This window comes from Pseudomonas fluvialis (assembly GCF_002234375.1).
Lineage (GTDB): Bacteria > Pseudomonadota > Gammaproteobacteria > Pseudomonadales > Pseudomonadaceae > Aquipseudomonas > Aquipseudomonas fluvialis.
The window spans coordinates 14,957-31,686 of the sequence record NZ_NMQV01000003.1 but is presented as its reverse complement, the minus strand read 5'-3'; the positions used below and the strand labels follow the sequence as shown (position 1 = coordinate 31,686).

Annotated in this window: 20 protein-coding genes and 1 pseudogene; 16 read left to right on the top strand and 5 right to left on the bottom strand. The window is 64.2% G+C overall.

Going from position 1 to position 16,730, the window contains the following annotated elements; all coding sequences use genetic code 11:
* Positions 1 to 17: 17 nt before the first annotated feature.
* The 6 genes from hslU (at position 18) to CFY91_RS01740 (ending at position 7,194) form a co-directional block, all read left to right on the top strand.
* Positions 18 to 1,355 (top strand): ATP-dependent protease ATPase subunit HslU, encoded by a 1,338-nt coding sequence (gene hslU, locus CFY91_RS01770; protein WP_093984626.1) that lies wholly within the window; start codon positions 18 to 20, stop codon positions 1,353 to 1,355.
* A gap of 73 nt (positions 1,356 to 1,428) precedes the next feature.
* Complete coding sequence (locus tag CFY91_RS01765; RefSeq protein WP_093984625.1) at positions 1,429 to 1,800, top strand: gamma-butyrobetaine hydroxylase family protein; 372 nt, start codon at positions 1,429 to 1,431, stop codon at positions 1,798 to 1,800.
* Positions 1,801 to 2,071: 271 nt separating this feature from the next.
* Positions 2,072 to 3,748, top strand: a complete 1,677-nt coding sequence (gene phaC / locus CFY91_RS01755; RefSeq protein ID WP_093984623.1) for a class II poly(R)-hydroxyalkanoic acid synthase — start codon at positions 2,072 to 2,074, stop codon at positions 3,746 to 3,748.
* A 112-nt stretch (positions 3,749 to 3,860) separates the two neighbouring features.
* Positions 3,861 to 4,718 carry a poly(3-hydroxyalkanoate) depolymerase gene (phaZ, locus tag CFY91_RS01750; RefSeq protein ID WP_093984622.1) on the top strand — a complete coding sequence of 286 codons (858 nt, stop codon included), beginning with the start codon at positions 3,861 to 3,863 and terminating at the stop codon, positions 4,716 to 4,718.
* A gap of 148 nt (positions 4,719 to 4,866) precedes the next feature.
* Positions 4,867 to 6,540, top strand: coding sequence for a class II poly(R)-hydroxyalkanoic acid synthase (gene phaC / locus CFY91_RS01745; RefSeq protein WP_093984621.1), 1,674 nt, complete (start codon positions 4,867 to 4,869; stop codon positions 6,538 to 6,540).
* Between the two features lie 39 nt (positions 6,541 to 6,579).
* Complete coding sequence (locus tag CFY91_RS01740) at positions 6,580 to 7,194, top strand: TetR/AcrR family transcriptional regulator (protein ID WP_093984620.1); 615 nt, start codon at positions 6,580 to 6,582, stop codon at positions 7,192 to 7,194.
* Here CFY91_RS01740 and CFY91_RS01735 read toward each other — a convergent pair.
* From CFY91_RS01735 to CFY91_RS01725, 3 genes and pseudogenes are all read right to left on the bottom strand, one after another.
* A pseudogene (locus CFY91_RS01735) lies at positions 7,112 to 7,905 on the bottom strand (phasin family protein). The gene CFY91_RS01740 and the pseudogene CFY91_RS01735 overlap by 83 nt on opposite strands.
* Before the next feature lie 11 nt (positions 7,906 to 7,916).
* A complete protein-coding gene (locus CFY91_RS01730; RefSeq protein ID WP_093984618.1) occupies positions 7,917 to 8,345 on the bottom strand; it encodes a phasin family protein in 429 nt (142 codons plus the stop codon).
* A gap of 110 nt (positions 8,346 to 8,455) precedes the next feature.
* Complete coding sequence (locus CFY91_RS01725) at positions 8,456 to 8,731, bottom strand: polyhydroxyalkanoic acid system family protein (protein ID WP_093984617.1); 276 nt, start codon at positions 8,729 to 8,731, stop codon at positions 8,456 to 8,458.
* Between the two features lie 180 nt (positions 8,732 to 8,911).
* Between CFY91_RS01725 and ubiE the strand changes: the two genes are divergently transcribed.
* Genes ubiE through CFY91_RS01680 form a run of 9 tightly spaced genes read left to right on the top strand, consistent with a single transcriptional unit; the run spans position 8,912 to position 14,730 of the window.
* Positions 8,912 to 9,682, top strand: a complete 771-nt coding sequence (ubiE, locus tag CFY91_RS01720; RefSeq protein ID WP_093984616.1) for a bifunctional demethylmenaquinone methyltransferase/2-methoxy-6-polyprenyl-1,4-benzoquinol methylase UbiE — start codon at positions 8,912 to 8,914, stop codon at positions 9,680 to 9,682.
* Positions 9,682 to 10,299 (top strand): ubiquinone biosynthesis accessory factor UbiJ, encoded by a 618-nt coding sequence (locus CFY91_RS01715; RefSeq protein WP_093984615.1) that lies wholly within the window; start codon positions 9,682 to 9,684, stop codon positions 10,297 to 10,299. The genes ubiE and CFY91_RS01715 overlap by 1 nt, the downstream gene beginning before the upstream one ends.
* Positions 10,296 to 11,873, top strand: a complete 1,578-nt coding sequence (gene ubiB, locus CFY91_RS01710; RefSeq protein ID WP_093984614.1) for a ubiquinone biosynthesis regulatory protein kinase UbiB — start codon at positions 10,296 to 10,298, stop codon at positions 11,871 to 11,873. The genes CFY91_RS01715 and ubiB overlap by 4 nt, the downstream gene beginning before the upstream one ends.
* A gap of 58 nt (positions 11,874 to 11,931) precedes the next feature.
* Positions 11,932 to 12,333, top strand: a complete 402-nt coding sequence (gene hisI / locus CFY91_RS01705; RefSeq protein ID WP_093984613.1) for a phosphoribosyl-AMP cyclohydrolase — start codon at positions 11,932 to 11,934, stop codon at positions 12,331 to 12,333.
* On the top strand, positions 12,326 to 12,658 hold the full coding sequence (locus tag CFY91_RS01700) for a phosphoribosyl-ATP diphosphatase (protein ID WP_093984612.1): 333 nt from the start codon (positions 12,326 to 12,328) through the stop codon (positions 12,656 to 12,658). The genes hisI and CFY91_RS01700 overlap by 8 nt, the downstream gene beginning before the upstream one ends.
* Before the next feature lie 28 nt (positions 12,659 to 12,686).
* The gene (gene tatA / locus CFY91_RS01695) at positions 12,687 to 12,917 is read left to right on the top strand and encodes a twin-arginine translocase TatA/TatE family subunit (RefSeq protein ID WP_093984611.1); all 231 of its coding nucleotides are present in this window, start codon (positions 12,687 to 12,689) and stop codon (positions 12,915 to 12,917) included.
* 12 nt (positions 12,918 to 12,929) lie between these two features.
* Positions 12,930 to 13,250 (top strand): Sec-independent protein translocase protein TatB, encoded by a 321-nt coding sequence (tatB, locus tag CFY91_RS01690; protein WP_093984610.1) that lies wholly within the window; start codon positions 12,930 to 12,932, stop codon positions 13,248 to 13,250.
* Positions 13,247 to 14,026 (top strand): twin-arginine translocase subunit TatC, encoded by a 780-nt coding sequence (gene tatC / locus CFY91_RS01685; RefSeq protein ID WP_093984609.1) that lies wholly within the window; start codon positions 13,247 to 13,249, stop codon positions 14,024 to 14,026. Before tatB ends, tatC begins: the two co-directional genes overlap by 4 nt.
* Entirely contained in the window at positions 14,023 to 14,730 is a 708-nt protein-coding gene (locus tag CFY91_RS01680; protein ID WP_093984608.1) for a 16S rRNA (uracil(1498)-N(3))-methyltransferase, read from the top strand. Before tatC ends, CFY91_RS01680 begins: the two co-directional genes overlap by 4 nt.
* Before the next feature lie 63 nt (positions 14,731 to 14,793).
* Here the strand turns inward: CFY91_RS01680 and dtd are convergent, their stop codons facing one another.
* Positions 14,794 to 15,231: a D-aminoacyl-tRNA deacylase gene (dtd, locus tag CFY91_RS01675; protein ID WP_093984607.1), complete on the bottom strand. Its 438-nt coding sequence runs from the start codon at positions 15,229 to 15,231 to the stop codon at positions 14,794 to 14,796.
* Positions 15,228 to 16,193 carry a prolyl aminopeptidase gene (gene pip, locus CFY91_RS01670; RefSeq protein WP_093984606.1) on the bottom strand — a complete coding sequence of 322 codons (966 nt, stop codon included), beginning with the start codon at positions 16,191 to 16,193 and terminating at the stop codon, positions 15,228 to 15,230. The genes dtd and pip overlap by 4 nt, the downstream gene beginning before the upstream one ends.
* Positions 16,194 to 16,282: 89 nt before the next feature.
* Between pip and CFY91_RS01665 the strand changes: the two genes are divergently transcribed.
* A complete protein-coding gene (locus CFY91_RS01665; RefSeq protein WP_371870533.1) occupies positions 16,283 to 16,726 on the top strand; it encodes a hypothetical protein in 444 nt (147 codons plus the stop codon).
* The last annotated feature ends 4 nt before the right edge of the window (positions 16,727 to 16,730 follow it).

The following is a 16,730-nucleotide window of genomic DNA, read 5'->3' as shown; positions in this document are numbered from 1 at the left end:
TGCAGCGGAGCCTTGCCATGTCCATGACACCCCGCGAGATCGTTTCCGAGCTCGACCGCCACATCATCGGCCAGGATGACGCCAAGCGCGCCGTGGCCATTGCCCTGCGCAACCGCTGGCGGCGCATGCAGCTGCCTGCCGAGTTGCGCCAGGAAGTCACGCCAAAGAACATCCTGATGATCGGCCCGACCGGGGTCGGCAAGACCGAGATCGCCCGCCGCCTGGCCAAGCTGGCCAATGCGCCCTTCCTCAAGGTAGAGGCCACCAAATTCACCGAGGTCGGCTATGTCGGGCGTGACGTCGAGTCGATCATCCGCGACCTGGCCGACGCCGCACTAAAGATGCTGCGCGAGCAGGAAGTCCAGAAGATGCGCTTTCGCGCCGAAGATGCCGCCGAGGAACGCCTCCTCGACGCCCTGCTGCCGCCCGCGCGCAGCTTTGGCGAAGAAGCTTCCGGCAGCGGCGAGTCGAACACCCGCCAGTTGTTCCGCAAGCGCCTGCGCGAAGGCCAGCTCGATGACAAGGAAATCGACATCGAGGTGGCCGACACCCCGGCCAGCGTGGAAATCATGAGCCCGCCCGGCATGGAGGAAATGACCAGCCAGCTGCAAAACCTGTTCTCCGGGCTCAGCAAGGGCAAGCAAAAAACCCGCAAGCTCAAGGTCAAGGACGCCTTCAAGCTGATCCGTGACGAGGAAGCCGCGCGACTGGTCAACGAGGAAGAACTCAAGGCTCGCGCCCTGGAAGCGGTCGAGCAACACGGTATTGTGTTCATTGACGAAATCGACAAGGTCGCCAAGCGCGGCAATGTTGGCGGTGCCGACGTGTCCCGCGAAGGCGTGCAGCGCGACCTGCTGCCGCTGATCGAAGGCTGCACGGTTAACACCAAGCTGGGCATGGTCAAGACCGACCATATCCTGTTCATCGCTTCGGGGGCTTTCCACCTGAGCAAGCCCAGCGACCTGGTTCCCGAACTGCAGGGCCGCCTGCCGATCCGCGTGGAACTCAAGGCCCTCTCGCCGGATGACTTCAAGCGTATTCTCAGCGAACCGCATGCCTCGCTGACCGAGCAGTATGCGGCGTTGCTGCAGACCGAAGGCCTGCGCATCGAGTTTGCCGAAGAGGGCATCCAGCGCCTGGCCGAGATAGCCTGGCAAGTCAACGAAAAAACCGAGAACATCGGCGCGCGCCGCCTGCACACCCTGCTTGAGCGTCTGCTCGAAGAAGTATCGTTCAGTGCCGCCGACCTGGCCGCGCAGCACAACGAGGCGCCCATTCGCATCGACGCAGCCTATGTGAACAGTCACCTCGGCGAGCTGGCCCAGGACGAAGACCTGTCGCGCTACATCCTCTAACAAAACCACCAGCGCCAAGCCACAAGCACACCGCGGCGACTGTTGGCTTGGCGCTTGGCGTTTGGAGCTGCTCATGCCCATCCCCAGTGCCATCAAGCTGCACAAAGCCTCTCGCATCCTCGAGCTGCGCTACGGCGAGCAGAGCTATCGCCTCGATGCCGAATTCCTGCGCGTCCACTCGCCCTCTGCCGAGGTGCGCGGGCATGGCCGGCCAATCCTGCAATACGGCAAGCAGCACGTTGCCCTGCTGGCGGTGGAGCCAGCTGGCAACTACGCACTCAAGCTGATCTTCGACGACGGCCACGACAGCGGCCTGTACCACTGGGACTACCTGTACCAGTTGGCGACCGAGCATGACAGCCTGTGGCAGCGCTATCTGCAACAGCTGCATGCCGCCGGGCGGCGGCGTGATCCGGACGAAAGTATCGTGCGCCTGCTCGACTGAGCCCTACAGCCTCGCGGTTAGTAGGCTTTTTCTAATCCGCACCGTCATACTCAGTGCCATTCTCTCGCCAGGCAGTGCTTGCGCAATCTCCGAAAGCCGGGTAATCAGGAAAACAGCAGCTTGCATCGACACGGCCATGTACGCGTCATGAAAGTGCGCGAAGCTCGCTTCGCACCCCTGCAATAAGAACCCGAGCCGTACCGGATCTTGCCCTGCGCCTTGCTCAGCCGTGGCCGGTAACCGTCTCAGGACAATGGAGCGTTCGAAGAAGATGACCAACAAGAATAAAGACTTGCCTCTACAAGCCGCAGAAAGCACCCTCGGCCTCAATCCGGTAATCGGCATGCGCGGCAAAGACCTGCTGTCCAGCGCGCGCATGGTGCTGGGCCAGGCCATTCGCCAGCCGATCCACAGCACCAAGCATGTCGCGCACTTTGCCGTGGAACTGAAGAACGTGCTGCTGGGCAGCTCGGAGCTAAGCCCGGAAAGCGACGACCGTCGCTTCAACGACCCGGCCTGGAGCCTGAACCCCCTGTACAAGCGCTACATGCAGACCTACCTGGCCTGGCGCAAGGAACTGCATGAATGGATTGACCACAGCAACCTGCCGGAAAAGGACATCAGTCGCGGCCACTTCGTCATCAACCTGATGACCGAAGCCATGGCGCCGACCAACAGCATGGCCAACCCCGCAGCGGTCAAGCGCTTCTTCGAAACCGGCGGCAAGAGCCTGCTCGACGGCCTGTCGCACCTCGCCAAGGACCTGGTCAACAACGGTGGCATGCCCAGCCAGACCGACATGACCGCCTTCGAGGTCGGCAAGACCCTGGCCACTACGGAAGGCGCCGTGGTGTTTCGCAACGAGGTGCTGGAGCTGATCCAGTACAAGCCGACCAACGAGCAGGTGCACGAGCGTCCGCTGCTGGTGGTACCGCCGCAGATCAACAAGTTCTACGTCTTCGACCTGTCGCCAGAGAAAAGCCTGGCGCGCTTCTGCCTGCGCAGTGGCATCCAGACCTTCATCGTCAGCTGGCGCAACCCGACCAAGGCACAGCGCGAGTGGGGTCTGTCGACCTATATCGATGCGCTCAAGGAAGCCATCGACGCCATCCTGCAAATCACCGGGGCTAGCGACCTGAACATGCTCGGCGCCTGCTCCGGCGGCATCACCACCGCCGCCCTGCTCGGCCACCTGCAGGCCACCGGCGAGAAGAAGGTCAATGCCTTCACCCAGCTGGTCAGCGTGCTCGACTTTACCCTGGACAGCCAGGTGGCCCTGTTTGCCGACGAGCAGACCCTGGAAGCCGCCAAGCGGCGCAGTTACCAGGCCGGCGTGCTGGAAGGCAAGGACATGGCCAAGGTGTTCGCCTGGATGCGTCCCAACGACCTGATCTGGAATTACTGGGTCAACAACTACCTGCTCGGCAACGAACCGCCGGTGTTCGACATCCTCTACTGGAACAATGACACCACGCGCCTGCCGGCCGCCTTCCACGGCGAACTGGTGGAAATGTTCAAGACCAACCCCTTGCTGCGCGCCAATGCCCTGGAAGTGTGCGGTACGCCGATCGACCTCAAGCAAGTCACCTGCGACTTCTTCTGCGTCGCCGGCACTACCGACCACATCACGCCCTGGGAGGCCTGCTATCGCTCGGCGTTGTTGCTGGGCGGCAAGTGTGAGTTCGTACTGTCCAACAGCGGGCATATCCAGAGCATCCTCAACCCGCCGGGCAACCCCAAGGCACGCTACATGACCAACAGCGAACTGCCTGCCGACCCGCAGGCCTGGCTGGCCAGCTGCAGCAAGCACGCCGACTCCTGGTGGCTGCACTGGCAGAGCTGGGTGCAGGAACGCTCCGGCAAGCTGAAGAAAACCAACTTCAACCTGGGCAGCAAGGCCTTCCCGCCCGCCGAAGCCTCTCCCGGCACCTATGTGCACGAGCGCTAAGCGGTCCGGCCCGACCTTCACCCCTTTGCGGCACACCACGCCGCCCGCCCATCCGGCCCGATGCCGGATGGGCGTCGGCACGCCGCAAGCCACTACATAGGGCCTCGCACCGATGTCGCAACCTTTCATTTTTCGTACCATCGAGCTTGGCGGCCAGTCGCTGCGTACTGCGGTACGCCCAGGCGATGGCTCCATGACGCCGCTGCTGATCTTCAACGGCATCGGCGCCAACCTCGAACTGGTCATGCCGTTCGTTCGCGCCCTGGATCCCAATCTGGAGATCATCGCCTTCGACGTGCCTGGCGTGGGTGGCTCCGACACTCCCAGCACGCCTTACCGCTTTCCCGGCCTGGCCAAGCTGGCCGCACGCATGCTCGACTACCTCGACTACGGCCAGGTCAACGTGATTGGCGTGTCCTGGGGGGGGGCACTGGCCCAGCAGTTTGCCCACGACTACCCCGAGCGCTGCAAGAAACTGATTCTTGCCGCGACCGCCGCGGGGGCGATCATGGTTCCCGGCAAACCCAAGGTACTCTGGCGCATGGCCAGCCCGCGCCGCTACATCCAGCCGTCCTACGGCGTACATATCGCCCCGGATATCTATGGTGGGGCGTTCCGCCGCGACCCCAAGCTGGCCCTGGCACACGCCAGCAAGGTGCGCTCGGGTGGCAAACTGGGTTACTACTGGCAGCTGTTCGCCGGCCTGGGCTGGACCAGTTTCCACTGGCTGCACCGCATCAAGCAGCCCACTCTGGTACTGGCCGGCGATGATGATCCAATCATCCCGCTGATCAACATGAAGATGCTGGCCTGGCGCATTCCCAACTCGGAACTGCACGTGATCGACGATGGCCACCTGTTTCTGGTGACCCGCGCGGAAAGCGTGGCACCGATCATCCTGCGCTTCCTTGCCGAGGAAAAACGCCGCGCCATCATTCATCCGCACGCCGCACCAAGCCGTACAAGCTGAACCAGGCCCGTTTGTCGGGCCTTGCTGCTTGACCCGTTCCGGGACAACAGGCAGGGTGTAGATGCCCGCCTCGCCGGGCTACCTGCTGGCCGTGCACACAGGCACAGGCCTTGCAGCTCCCGCACCACGGAACGACAACGGAGCGCCCATGCCCGAACAGCCGCAGAAGCTGTCAACGGACACCACCCTTAGCGTGCAGCAGAGCTTGCTCGGTCTGCCGGGCCGCGACCTGCTGGATACCCTCAAACTCCTGCTGCTGCAGGGGCTGCGCCAGCCAATGACCAGCAGCCATCACCTGCTGCAGCTCAGTGCGCAATTACTCCAGGTCCTGCTCGGCCGCAGCACGCTGCAGGCCGATCCGCAGGATCGTCGCTTCAGCGACCCGACCTGGCGCCACAACCCGCTGTACCGGCGCGCCCTGCAAGCCTACCTGGCCTGGCAACAGCAATTGCATGCCTGGCTGGACGACAACAGCCTGAGCGACGATGACCGGGCCCGCGCGCACTTTGTCCTGCGTCTGCTGGGCGACGCCCTCGCCCCGTCCAACAGCCCGCTCAATCCGCAAGCCATCAAGGAGTTGCTGGACACCGGCGGGCACAGCCTGCTCAAGGGAGCCTGTCAGCTGCTCGCCGACCTGCGTGACAACCATGGCCTGCCGCGCCAGGTCGACGAGCAGGCTTTCAGTGTCGGCGGCAACCTGGCTTGCACACCCGGCCAGGTGGTCTGGCGCAACGAGCAACTGGAGCTGATCCAGTACCATCCGCAGCAGGCACGCCAGTACCAGCGGCCGCTGCTGATCGTGCCGCCGCAGATCAACAAGTACTACATCTTCGACTTGAGTCCACATAACAGCCTGGTGCGCTATGCCCTGCAACAAGGCATCGCGGTATTCATGGTCAGCTGGCGCAATCCGCACCCCGCGCATCGCGAGTGGGGTATGGACGACTATGTCGCCGCCCTCGCCCAGGCCCTGGAAGTGTGCCGCGACATTTGTCAGCAGCAGCCGGTCAACCTGATGGGCGCCTGTGCCGGCGGCCTGTGTATGGCGCTGCTGCAAGGCTACCTGCAGCAGCGCCGACAACTGCGCCGCGTGGCCAGCGCCACCTATCTGGTGACCCTGCTGGACAGCCAGCTGGACAACCCGCTAAGCCTGTTCGCCAGCGAAGCGGCCCTGCAGGAGGCCAAGCGCCGCAGCTATCTGGAAGGCGTGATGGATGGCAAGGAGATGGCCCGGGTGTTCGCCTGGATGCGCCCCAATGACCTGATCTGGCACTACTGGGTGAACAACTACCTGCTCGGCCGGCGCCCTCCGGAATTCGACATTCTCTACTGGAACAGTGACAACACCCGCCTGCCCGCCGCGCTGCATGGCGAGCTGCTGGATTTCTTCCAGTACAACCCGCTGCGTAACGCCGGCACGCTGCAGGTCTGCGGCAAAGCCATCGACCTGCGCAAGGTACGCCTGGACAGTTTCAGCGTGGCCGGCATCAGCGACCACATCACGCCTTGGCAGGCGGTTCATCGCTCCGGCCTGCTGCTCGGCGGGCAACAGCATTTCGTGCTGGCCAACAACGGGCATATCCAGAGCATCCTCAACCCACCGGACAATACCCGGGGCTGGTTCTATAGCGCAGCACATCGCGCTGCATCGCCCGAGGACTGGCAGAGCACCGCGACTCGCCAGCCTGGCAGCTGGTGGCCTGAGTGGATGAGCTGGCTACAGGCACGTAGCGGTGAGCTGCAGGACAGCCCCGAGCAACTGGGCAACGCTCAATATCCGCCACTGCAGGCCGCTCCAGGCAGTTACGTCCATGTTCGCTGAGCCCGCTCAGCACTTCTTGCACGGGAACACAGGCAAGGCATGAAAACCCGCGACCGCATCCTCAACTGCGCCCTCGAACTGTTCAACCGTGATGGCGAGCCGAATGTCACCACGCTGGACATCGCCAACGAGCTGGGCATCAGCCCGGGCAACCTGTACTACCACTTCCACGGCAAGGAACCGCTGACCATGCAGCTGCTGGAACGCTTCCAGGCAGACATGGCGCCGCTGCTCGACCCGCCGCTGGAAGCCCGCCTGGACGTCGAAGACTACTGGCTGTTCCTGCACCTGATCGTCGAGCGCATGGCGCAGTACCGCTTCCTCTTCCAGGACCTCTCCAACCTGGCCAGCCGCCTGCCACGCCTGGCCCAGGGCATGCGCCATTGGCTGAACACGCTCAAGCGCACCCTGGCCAGCCTGCTGGCCCGCCTCAAGGCCGAAGGACTGCTGGTCAGTGAGGCGCAGGCGCTAGGGCAGCTGGTCGAGCAGATCACCCTGACCCTGCTGTTTTCCCTGGATTACCAACGCATCCTCGGCACCCCGGGCAACAGCCAGCTGGTGGTATTCCAAGTCATGATGCTGGCTGCACCACACCTACAGGAGCAACCCCGCCAGCTGGTCGAGCAGCTGGCGCACAGCTACCTGCAGGCCTGAAAAACAAAAGCCCGGCACAAGGCCGGGCTTTTGTCGAGAGCGCCGCGCTTAGGAAGCGCTGCTCGGCGTAGCAGCCGGGGCAGCCGGAGCGGCCACCGGAGCCTCGCTCGGCGCGGCGGCCGGCTTGGCGGCTACCGGCTTGGCAGCGGGTTTCGCGGCGGGCTTGGCAGCGGCCGGTTTGGCAGCGGCCGGCTTCTTCACCGCAGGCTTGGCGGCTACCGGCTTGGCAGCGGCTTTGGCAGCCGGTTTGGCAGCCACTTTGCGCACGGCGGGTTTGGCCGACTCGGCCTTCAGGCCAGTGAGCTTCTCCAGCTGGGCAGTCAGGGTATCAACCTTGTTCTGCAGTGCCTTCACTTCGTTGCGGCTGGGCACACCCAGGCGGGCAATCGCGCTGTTCAGGCGCTTGTCGAAGGCCTCTTCCAGCTCGCTCCACTTGCCCAGGGCCTTGTCCTTGACCTCTTCCACCTTGGACTTGGCGGCATCGACGCTGTGCTTGACCACGCCAACCTGCTTCTCGACTTCCTTCTTGGCCAGTTTTTCAGCCTTGTGGCCGTCTTCGACCAGGGTGTCGAACAGCTTGCTGCCGTCCTTGCTCACCTTGGAGTAGGCACCCAGGCCAGCCAGCCAGATCTGCCGCGAGTATTTTTCGATCTCGCCAACCCAGGAGCTGCTGTCCTTTTCCACTTTCTCGACTTTCTTCTTGCCAGCCATATTCGTTCTCCTTACTTGTTCTTAGCCGCTTGCTCAAGCAGCGCGTTCAGCGCATCAAGCCTAGCAGACAGTGCATCGATGTCCTGGCGCGACGGAATGCCCAGGCGGTTCAGGCCGCTGGCCACGCGCTTGTCGAAAGCCTGCTCGATCTGCTCGAAACGACCTTCCACCTTGCCCTTGGCTTCGGCGACGCTGTTTTTCACTGCATCGATCTGGCTGTTGGCCGCGTCGACCTGCTGGTCAACCAGCTTCTTGCCTTTCTTCTCGACGCCTTCGCCGGCCTTGACCAGGTCCTTGAAGTACTCGACGCCTTCCTGGCCTGCCTTGGCGTAAGCGCCCAGGCCCGCCAGCCAGATTTTCCGCGCATAGGCTTTTACGTCAGCCAGCGCGCCAGCCTTGTCTTGTTCAGCAGTGTCTTTCTTGACGGCAACCTTGCTCATGTTGCACCTCGCATACGTGATGAAGTGGAGTCATCGCCTTTCACAGGCTTGGGGCCAAGGTAGCGAGGAAAATTAGAAATCACACCCTAGAGTGCAAGGTCGCCCGAAGCTCAGCACAACTCGCGATCCAGCACCTCTTCGATTTCACGCTGAATGGTGCCACCCAGCGCGGAGAGCAACAGGCCCAGCTTGAGCTGCACGCTGACCTGATCGGCGCTCACCGCGATCTGCCCGTCGGCACCGCTGCGCTTGAACTCCAGGGTGTCACCGACCCAGCGGTATTTAACCTGGTACTGGCTGGCCAGACGCTCGGCGAGCGCCTGCGCCTTGCCGCGCGCCTGTTCCAGGCCCAGGGTGTGATGGCGTGCAACACTGATACGGGACATCGCCGCTCCTTAATACATACGGTGGAAAGTCTGCCGCACCGGCTGGCTCCGGAGGTGCGGCATGTCGTCACACAACTCTACCAGCCGCACGCTCGCCCGGCATCCGCTGGACAGCCGCGCAGACAAAGGCGCCAAGTGGGGTGTTAGAATGCCCGGCGAACTTTCCCAGGTGAGAGCAAGATGAGCGACGCACGCAAGGCCACAGAGCAGGAACCCACCACCCACTTCGGTTTCCAGAGCGTGCCGGAAAGCCAGAAGGCGCAGAAGGTCGCGGAAGTCTTTCACTCGGTCGCCAGCAAGTACGACCTGATGAACGACGTACTGTCCGGTGGCATGCACCGCCTGTGGAAGCGTTTCACCATCGAACTGTCCGGCGTACGCCCGGGCAACCGGGTACTGGATATTGCCGGTGGCACCGGCGACCTGACCCGCAAGTTCGCCAGCCTGGTCGGCCCCAGCGGTGAAGTGGTGCTGGCCGATATCAATGATTCGATGCTCAAGGTGGGCCGCGACCGCCTGCTCGACAAGGGCGTCGCCGGCAACGTCTGTTTCGTACAGGCCGATGCCGAGAAACTGCCGTTCCCGGACAATCATTTCGATGTGGTGACCATCGCCTTCGGCCTGCGCAACGTGACGCACAAGGACGACGCCCTGCGCTCCATGCTGCGCGTGCTCAAGCCGGGCGGCCGCCTGCTGGTCCTGGAATTCTCCAAACCGTCCAGCGAACTGCTGTCGAAGTTCTACGACACCTATTCGTTCCGCTTCATGCCGCTGGCCGGCAAGCTGATCACCAACGACGCCGACAGCTACCGCTACCTGGCCGAGTCGATCCGCATGCACCCGGATCAGGAAACCCTCAAGGCGATGATGGCCGAGGCCGGCTTCGAGCGCGTTAGCTACCACAACATGACCGGCGGCATCGTCGCCCTGCACCGCGGTATCAAGCCCTGATGCTGCTCAGCGGGCTGTATGCCGGGGTCGAACTCGGCCTGAACCGACTGCTGGCCATGGACAGCACCGCACTGCCACGCCTGGCCCGTCTGAGCGGCCGGGTGATTGCCGTGCAGTGCAGCGCACCGGCCATCCAGCTGTACCTGCTCCCCGGCGCCGACGGCCTGCAACTGGCCACACACTGGGAAGCCGAGGCCGACTGCCGCCTGCAGGGCCCGGCTGCCGTGTTGCTGCGCCTGGCGCTGGCCGACGACAAGACCAGCCTGCTGCACAGCGACCAGCTGACCCTGCAAGGCGACAGCGGCGTGCTGCTGGAGCTGGCGGCCATCCTCCAGGACCTGGAGCTGGACTGGCAGTACGAACTGGCCCGCTGGCTCGGCCCGGTGGCCGGCCCGCTGCTCGCCGGCCATGTGCAGAGCCGCGCCAGCTGGATGAAACAGGGCGCCGGACGCCTGCAGCAGATGTTCGCCGACTACCTGGCCGAAGAAACCCGCACCCTGGTCGGCCGCCGCGAGGCTGAAGCGCGCTTTACCGAACTGGACCAGCTCAACCTGGCCCTCGACCGCCTGGAGGCGCGCCTGCAGCGTCTCGCCCAACGAGCCAAGCCCGACGCATGAAGCTGCTTGCCACCCGCCGCCTGCTGCGCATCCTCCGTGTAGTGATCCGCTACCGCCTCGACGACCTGTTGCTGGCCTTGCCGCTGCCCTGGCCACTGCGCCTGCTCGGCGCCCTGCTGCCGTGGCGCTGGCTGCCGCGCAAACCCCTGGCGCTGAGCCGTGGCGAACGCCTGCGCCTGGCGCTGGAGGACCTCGGGCCGATCTTCATCAAGTTCGGCCAACTGCTCTCCACCCGCCGCGACCTGCTGCCGCTGGATATCGCCGACGAGCTGGCACGCCTGCAGGACCAGGTTCCGCCCTTCCCGCCGGCCCAGGCCATCGCACGTATCGAACAGCAGCTCGGCGCGCCGGTTTCGCAACTGTTCGCCCGTTTCGACGAGCAACCGCTGGCCTCCGCCTCGGTGGCCCAGGTGCACGCCGCACAACTGAAAAGCGGCGAGGAAGTGGTGGTCAAGGTCATCCGCCCCGGCCTCAAGCCGATCATCCGTCAGGACCTGGCCTGGCTGTTCCTGCTTGCCCGCAGCGCCGAGCGACTGTCCGCCGATGCCCGCCGCCTGCGCCCGCTGGAGGTGGTCGAAGATTATGAGAAGACCATCTACGACGAGCTCGACCTGCTCCGCGAAGCCGCCAATGCCAGTCAGCTACGGCGCAATTTCGAAGCCTCGCCGCTGATTTACGTACCGCAGATTCACTGGCCGCTGTGCCGCCACAAGGTGCTGGTGATGGAGCGCATCTACGGCATCCCGGTCACCGACCTGAACGCCTTGGCCGCACAACGCACCGACATGAAGAAACTCGCCGAACGCGGCGTGGAAATCTTCTTCACCCAGGTGTTTCGCGACAGCTTCTTCCATGCCGACATGCACCCCGGCAACATCTTCGTCAGCACCCGCACCCCCTGGGAGCCGCAGTACATCGCCATCGACTGCGGCATCGTCGGCAGCCTCACCGCCGAGGACCAGGACTATCTGGCGCGCAACCTGCTGGCCTTCTTCAAGCGCGACTACCGCAAGGTTGCACAGCTGCACATCGATTCCGGCTGGGTGCCGGCGCACACCCGCGTCAACGAGTTCGAAGCGGCCATTCGTACCGTCTGCGAGCCAATCTTCGAACGCCCGCTGAAAGACATTTCCTTCGGCCAGCTGTTGCTGCGCCTGTTCCAGACCGCCCGGCGCTTCAACATGGAAGTGCAGCCACAGCTGGTACTGCTGCAAAAGACCCTGCTGAATATCGAAGGGCTGGGCCGCCAGCTGTACCCGGACCTCGACCTGTGGAGCACCGCACAGCCATTCCTCGAACGCTGGATGCGCGAGCGCATCAGCCCGCTGCAACTGCTGCGCAACCTGCAGAACCAGGCCGAACAAGTACCGCAACTGTCCCAGATGGCCCGGCAGACCCTGGATCGTCTCAACCACCCGCAGCCCGCCGCGCCGCTTCGCGCCAGCTGGCCGGGCCGCCTGATCGGCGCGGCCCTCCTGCTGGGCGCCGCCAGCCAGGGCCTGCTACTGAGCATGGCCGCCTGGCCGGCCTGGCTGATGCTGGGCGGCGGCCTGTGGCTGCTGCTGCGCCGATAGCCAGCCCGCGCACAGACTGGCAGACTACCCCGACCTTGACCCAGCCACGGAATAGCCCATGAGCGACTGGCTCGACGACATCAACTGGAACAGCGACGGCCTGATCCCGGCCATTGCCCAGGACTATCAGAGCGGCCGCATCCTCATGCTGGCCTGGATGAACCGCGAGGCCCTGACCCTGACCGTGGCTGAGCAACGCGCCATCTACTGGTCGCGCTCGCGTGGCAAACTGTGGCGCAAGGGCGAGGACTCCGGCCACGTGCAGAAACTTCACGAACTGCGCCTGGACTGCGATGCCGACGTGATCATCATGCAGGTCGAGCAACTGGGCGGCATCGCCTGCCACACCGGCCGGCAGAGCTGTTTCTACAAGGTTCTGCGCGAAGGTGCCTGGGTGGCCGTAGACCCGGTGCTCAAGGATCCGCAGGCCATCTATCACGCAGGACATACCCATGAGTGACACCCTCAGCCGCCTGGCCGATGTACTGGAAGCCCGCAAGGGCGCCGCTGCCGACAGCTCCTATGTGGCCAGTCTGTACCACAAGGGTCTCAACAAGATTCTCGAAAAGGTCGGCGAGGAATCGGTGGAAACCATCCTGGCCGCCAAGGATGCCGCGCTCAGCGGCGATTGCAGCGAGCTGATCTACGAAACCGCCGACCTGTGGTTCCACAGCCTGGTCATGCTGGCCGCACTGGGCCAGCACCCGCAGGCGGTGCTCGACGAACTGGAGCGCCGTTTCGGCCTCTCCGGGCACGCGGAAAAAGCCGCCCGGCAACCTTCCTGAATACACCCTACCTCACGGAGATATCCCCATGGGTCTCGGCGGCATCAGTATCTGGCAACTACTCATCATCCTGCTCATCGTCATCATGCTGTTCGGCACCAAGCGCCTGAAAAGCCTTGGCTCCGACCTGGGTGACGCCATCAAGGGCTTCCGCAAGTCGATGAACACCGAAGAAGACAAGCCGGCGGTGGAAGACAAGGCCGGGCAAACCCTGCAGGGCGAAGCACGCAAGGTCGAAGAACCGGCCAAGAAAGACTAAGGGCGCCACGCCATGTTCGATGTCGGATTTGCCGAACTACTGGTAGTCGGCCTGGTGGCCCTGCTGGTGCTCGGTCCGGAGCGCCTGCCGGTGGCCGCACGCATGGCCGGCCTGTGGATCGGGCGCCTCAAGCGTAGCTTCAGCAATCTTAAGGCCGAAGTGGAGCGCGAGATCGGTGCCGACGAAATTCGCCGGCAACTGCATAACGAACGCATCCTGGAAATGGAACGCGAACTGTCGCAAAGCGTACTGCCGCCCACGCCCGGCAGCAGCGCCGCGAGCAAGAGCGCGGCCGATGCATCGACGGCCCCGGACAAGAGCACGCCGCCATGACCGAAAAGCTGACCTCCGACCAGGAAATGCCGCTGGTTGCCCACCTCAGCGAACTGCGTGACCGCCTGCTGCGCTGCGTGGTCGCGGTGCTGCTGATCTTCATCGGCCTGTTCTACTTCGCGCAGGACATCTACGCACTGGTTGCCGCACCACTTCGTGCCTACCTGCCCGAAGGCGCGACGATGATCGCCACCGGGGTTGCCTCGCCGTTCCTCACCCCGTTCAAGCTGACCCTGGTGATCTCGCTGTTCCTCGCCATGCCGGTGGTGCTCCAGCAGATCTGGGGCTTCATCGCACCGGGGCTCTACCAGCACGAGAAACGCATCGCCGTTCCCCTGCTGATCTCTAGCATCCTGCTGTTCTACGCCGGCATGGCCTTCGCCTATTTCGTGGTGTTCCCCATCATGTTCGGCTTCTTCGCCAGCGTGACCCCCGACGGCGTGGCCATGATGACCGATATCGGCCAGTACCTGGACTTCGTCCTGACCCTGTTCTTCGCCTTCGGCGTAGCCTTCGAGATCCCCATCGCCACCTTCCTGCTGATCTGGGCCGGTATCGTCAGCGTGGAAACCCTGGTCAAGAGCCGTCCCTATGTGATCGTTGGCTGCTTCGTGGTCGGCATGTTCCTGACCCCCCCGGATGTATTTTCCCAGGCCTTGCTGGCCATCCCCATGTGGCTGCTGTTCGAAGCCGGACTGATCTTCGGCCGCCTGGTCAGCAAGCGTCCGACTGAGGATAGCGAGCCCAGCGACCAGCCGCCTGCAGCACAGTCGTGAACCTGCTGCTCCTGGAAGACGCCGACTTTCTCGATGCCTGCCATGTACGCCTGCAGGGCCGGCGTCTGCAGCATCTGCGCGAAGTGCATCGCGCCGAGGTCGGCAGCACGCTGCGGGTCGGCCGGATCGGCGGGCTGATGGGCCAGGGCCAGCTGCTGCAGCTGGACGCTCAGCAGGCCGAACTGCGCGTGGCGCTGGATCAGCCGCCACCCGCCAAGCTGCCGGTAACGCTGGTGCTGGCCCTGCCCCGCCCGAAGATGCTCAAGCGCACCCTGCAGACCATTGCGGCCATGGGCGTGCCGCGCCTGGTACTGCTGAACAGTTACCGCGTGGAAAAGAGTTTCTGGCAAACCCCCTTCCTCGACGCGCAGGCGATTCGCGAGCAGTTGCTGCTCGGCCTGGAACAGGCACGCGATACCCTGCTACCTGAGGTGCACATCGAACAGCGCTTCAAGCCCTTTGTCGAAGACCGCCTGCCCGGACTGGCCGCCGGCACTCTGGGCCTGCTTGGCCATCCGGGCGACTACCCGGCCTGCCCGCGCGCGGTGAGCGGCCCGGTCACTCTGGCCATCGGCCCGGAAGGCGGCTGGATTCCCTATGAGGTCACGCTACTGGAGCAGGCCGGCCTGCAGGCCGTGCAGCTTGGCCCGCGCATTCTGCGCGTGGAAACGGCTGTTCCGGCCCTGCTGGCCCGCCTGTTCTGAAGCGCTGCGCACACAGAACACCGCGCTGTTGTTGGCGCAGGCAAATATCAGCGGTAGCAGGACCTACACTTCCAGCAGGAAGGTCACCGGCCCATCGTTGATCAGCTGCACCTGCATGTCTGCCCCAAAGCGGCCACTGGCCACCGGCACGTGCTGCGCACGCGCTTCGCTCAGCAACAGCTCGAACAGTTCCCGGCCCTGCGCCGGCGGCGCCGCCGTGGAAAAGCTCGGGCGCAAGCCGCTGCGCGTATCGGCCGCCAGGGTAAATTGTGAAACCAGCAAAAGGCCGCCCTGCACATCGCGCAGCGACAGGTTCATCTTGCCGTCGGCATCGCTGAACACCCGGTAGTTGAGCAGGCGCTGCAACAGGCGTTGCACGCTGGCCGCATCATCCGCCGGCTGTACGCCAACCAGCGCCAGCAGGCCCTGGCCGATTTCTCCGACGCAGGCGCCGTCTACCTCCACGCGTGCCTCGCGGACGCGCTGGATCAGCGCCCTCATGCATCCTCCAGCGGCAGGTCGAGCAGGCGGCGCGCCAGGCTGTCGGCCGCGCGTACCAGGGCATCGGCGATACCCGGCTCGGAGGCCGCGTGACCGGCATCGCGGATGATCTGCAGCTCGCTGCCCGGCCAGGCCTGGTGCAGCGCCCAGGCGTTATCTAGCGGGCACACCGCATCATAGCGGCCATGCACGATGATCCCCGGCAGGTGGGCAATGCGCGGCATGTCGCGGAGCAGCTGGTCCGGCTCGAGGAAGGCCTGGTTGACGAAGTAGTGACACTCGATGCGGGCAATCGACAGGGCGCGCTCATGGAAGCGTTCGACCAGTTGCGGATTGGGGCGCAGGCTGGCGGTACGCCCTTCCCAGCAGGACCAGGCCTTGGCAGCCTGCATCTGGGCAATTTCATCGCTGCCGGTCAGGCGCTTGTAGTAGGCCTGCATCAGGTCGCCGCGCTCGGCGGGCGGAAGCACCGCCAGGTAATCCTGCCAGTAATCGGGGAACAGGCGGCTGGCACCTTCCTGGTAGAACCAGCGGAAGTCCTCTGGTCGGCAGAGGAAGATACCGCGCAGGATCAGCGCCTGCACCCGCTCGGGGTGGCGCTGCGCATAGGCCAGACTGAGCGTCGAACCCCAGGAGCCGCCGAACAACACCCAGCGCTCGATGCCCAGTTGCTGGCGAATATGCTCCATGTCCTCGACCAGTGCCCAGGTGTCGTTGTGCTCCAGGCAGGCATGCGGGGTCGAACGGCCACAGCCACGCTGGTCAAAGGTCACGATACGGTACAGCGCCGGATCGAAGAAGCGCCGGCTCAGGGCATCGCAACCGGCGCCCGGACCACCATGCACGAACAGTACCGGCAGGCCATCGGCCGAACCACTCTCGTCCACATACAGGATATGCGGCTCCTGCACGGCCAGGGCATGACGCGCATAGGGTTTGATTTCCGGATACAGGCTCTGCATGGTCTACTCCTGATAGGCCTGGCGGCACGCCAGGCAAGTGCCGACTCACGGCAAATACGCTGACCGCCATGATAACGGGGAAACTACCTTTGCACAGGTCACTGATACGTCATGCCAGCCTGGCCATGCTGCTCTGTCTAACCTGGCTGCTCGGCGGCTGCGGGCAAGATGATCGCCTGGCGCAACTGGAAGAGGCCGTCACGCAGTTGCAGGACAACCTGCAACAACGCCGTACCCAGGCCGTGCTGCAGCAGCTGCATGATGAGTTCCAGACACATGCCGGCCAAGACCGCCAATGGGCCCAGCAAACCATGCGCCTGGTGTTCCTGCGCCACCGGCAGATTGCCGTGCTGGCACCCCTGCGCCAGAGCCGCCTCGACCCGACCTACAGCACGCGCGGGCATACCCGCGCCGATGTCGCGCTCAGCGGTGCCGAAGGCCTGCTGCCGGACAGCGCGCGCCTTTATCAGGTCGAGCTGGAGTGGTGGTACGAAGACGGGCGCTGGCAGCTGGCACGCCTGCACTGGGAATAGTCGC